The 2,588-nt window shown below is 56.2% G+C and carries 3 protein-coding genes; all 3 read left to right on the plus strand.

The genetic code is table 11. The annotated features are described in order from the left end of the window. Positions 1 to 150: cell wall hydrolase (locus BG52_RS15210; protein ID WP_190287456.1), on the plus strand; the 150-nt coding region annotated here is incomplete at its 5' end. 163 nt (positions 151 to 313) lie between these two features. Then, on the plus strand, positions 314 to 1,594 hold the full coding sequence (gene yfmF, locus BG52_RS04110) for an EF-P 5-aminopentanol modification-associated protein YfmF (RefSeq protein WP_036579371.1): 1,281 nt from the start codon (positions 314 to 316) through the stop codon (positions 1,592 to 1,594). A 3-nt stretch (positions 1,595 to 1,597) separates the two neighbouring features. After that, positions 1,598 to 2,588 (plus strand): EF-P 5-aminopentanol modification-associated protein YfmH (gene yfmH, locus BG52_RS04115; RefSeq protein ID WP_036579374.1); only part of this gene is annotated, 991 nt, incomplete at its 3' end.

Consider the following 2,588-nt stretch of genomic DNA (forward strand, 5'->3'; position numbering starts at 1 on the left):
CGCGCCCGTCAAGCCGTGAACGACGCGATCAACGGCTGGGATCCGTCCGGCGAAGCCCTCTATTATTTCAACCCGAATACAGCTACCTCCGGCTGGATTTGGACGAGACCGCAAATCAAAACGATCGGCAAGCATATATTTGCTTTGTAGCGAACGGCAACCAGGACGTTGGCCGCGCATCAATCGGTTCGTGGAAGAAGCAACCCTCGGCGGGTTGCTTCTTCGCTTTCTGATCGGTTAGAATGAGGAAGAATTCAATGGAAATGTAAGGGATTCTCCACCCTATTAAGCAAGTCGAAAGGAGCTATCGGCCGTGATCGAAACCGGATTTCAACGAGGGCAATGGAACCGCATCAGGCTGCACGTGCTGCCGACCAAAAGGTTCAAAACGTTCGCCATCGCGCTCTATGCCGGCATACCGCTCAGTGAGTCTACCGTGACGCCTGCGGCTTTAATCCCGTTCGTTCTGCGCCGCGGAACCGCCTCGACGCCGGAAACGAAAGCGTTCCGCGAGCGGCTAGACGATATGTACGGAGCGGGCTTCGGCTTCGACGTGCTGAAGCGCGGAGACGCGCAAATCGTACAATTCCGCATGGATGTCATCCATGATCAGTTCGTTTCATCAGACGAGTCGCTGCTGGACGCGGCGCTTGCTTTTCTGGGAGAGGTCATCACCGAGCCTGCGCTCGAGGACGGACGATTCCGCAGCAAATACGTCGACGCCGAGAAGAAGACACTGCAGAAGAGGCTGGAGGCGATCGTTAACGATAAAATCCGCTATGCGGCCGAGCGCTGTCTCGAGGAGATGTGCGCAAATGAGCCTTACCGGCTTCATCCGCTCGGCTGGATCGGCGATCTCAGCGCCATCACGCCCGAATCGCTGATGGAATATTATCGCAGCTGGCTGGCTTCGGCGACATTCGACCTCTACGTCGTGGGCGACACCTCGCTTGAGGAAGCAAACGGGTTTGTCAGCCGTTCGTTTAAAGCGCCCGCGGGCCAACCGGCCGATTATCCTGTCCCCGATATCCGTCCGGCTTCAGGCGAGCCGAAACATGTCATTGAGCGGATGGAAGTAGGCCAGGGAAAGCTCAATATGGGACTTCGGGCGAATGTCAGCTATGCCGATGACGACTACCCCGCCGCGCTGCTCTATAACGGAATACTCGGCGGTTATCCGCATTCAAAGCTTTTTGTGAACGTGCGGGAGAAGGCCAGCCTGGCCTATTACGCGGCTTCCCGCTATGACGGCCACAAAGGAATCATCACGATTCAGTCCGGCATTGAAACCGGAAACTACGACAAAGCCAATACCATTATCGCCGAGCAGCTGGAGCAGCTGCGCCAAGGCGATATCCAGGAGCTGGTGCTTACGCAGACCCAGGCGATGATCCGGAACCAGTTGCTCGAAATCCAGGACAGCGCCTTCGAGATGATCGGGTTCGATTTCAACTCCGTTTTGTCGGGACGGACACGGACGACCGCAGGCTTGCTGCAAGACGTGGAAAAAGCGTCGGTCGCGGACGTCGTCCGCGTCGCTCAGCGCGTGCAGCTGGATACCATTTATTTTCTGCGCGACGAAAAGGAGGGCTAAGCGATGGAAACGATAGTCTATCCCGGCGTGAAGGAGACCGTGTACCGGGAGACGATGCCGAACGGCCTCGAGGTTTATGTGCTGCCGAAGGACGGCTTCCAGAAGACGTACGCCACATTTTCGACCCGCTACGGTTCGATAGACAACACATTCAGCGTAGGCGACGGCGGCGAATATATACGCGTGCCGGACGGCATCGCCCATTTCCTGGAGCACAAGATGTTCGAGGAACCGACCGGCGACATTTTTTCCACATTCGCCTCCCAGGGCGCTTCGGCCAATGCCTTCACCAGCTTCGACCGCACGGTATACCTGTTCTCCGCCACGGAGAAAATCGACGAGAACCTGAACACGCTGCTCGATTTCGTCCAGCATCCGTATTTTACGGAAGCGAACGTGGAGAAGGAGAAAGGCATTATCGAGCAGGAAATCAATATGTACAAAGACAATCCCGACTGGCGCGTCTATTTCGGGTTGATCGATGCGATGTATCATAACCATCCCGTTCACATTGACATCGCCGGCACCGTCGATTCGATCTACCGGATCGATAAGGATACGCTGTACCGCTGCTATGAAACGTTCTACCATCCGTCGAACATGATGCTGTTTGTCGCAGGCGGCGTGAAGGCGGACGAGGTCATGGCGCTTGTTCGGGACAATCAGGCTCGCAAAACGTTCCCGCAGATGGGTGAAATCAGAAGAAAATTCGAACCGGAGCCGTCCTCTGTGAAAAATCCACGGCTGTCGCTCAGGCTGCCCGTCTCGCTTCCCAAATGCATGTTTGGCTTCAAGGAGAAGGAATTGCCGACCGCCGCGAAGGAGCTGCTGCGCCGCGAAGTGACGTCGAAGCTGATGCTGGAGACGCTTTTCGGGGCAAGCTCGGAGCTGTACCAATCGCTGTATGACGATAATCTGATTTCCGATTCATTCGGCAGCGAGTACAACTCCGGCATGGGCTACGCTTTTTCGGTGATCGGCGGGGAAACGCGGG

The organism is Paenibacillus darwinianus (genome assembly GCF_000598065.1).
In the GTDB taxonomy this organism is placed as follows: Bacteria; Bacillota; Bacilli; order Paenibacillales; family Paenibacillaceae; genus Paenibacillus_I; species Paenibacillus_I darwinianus.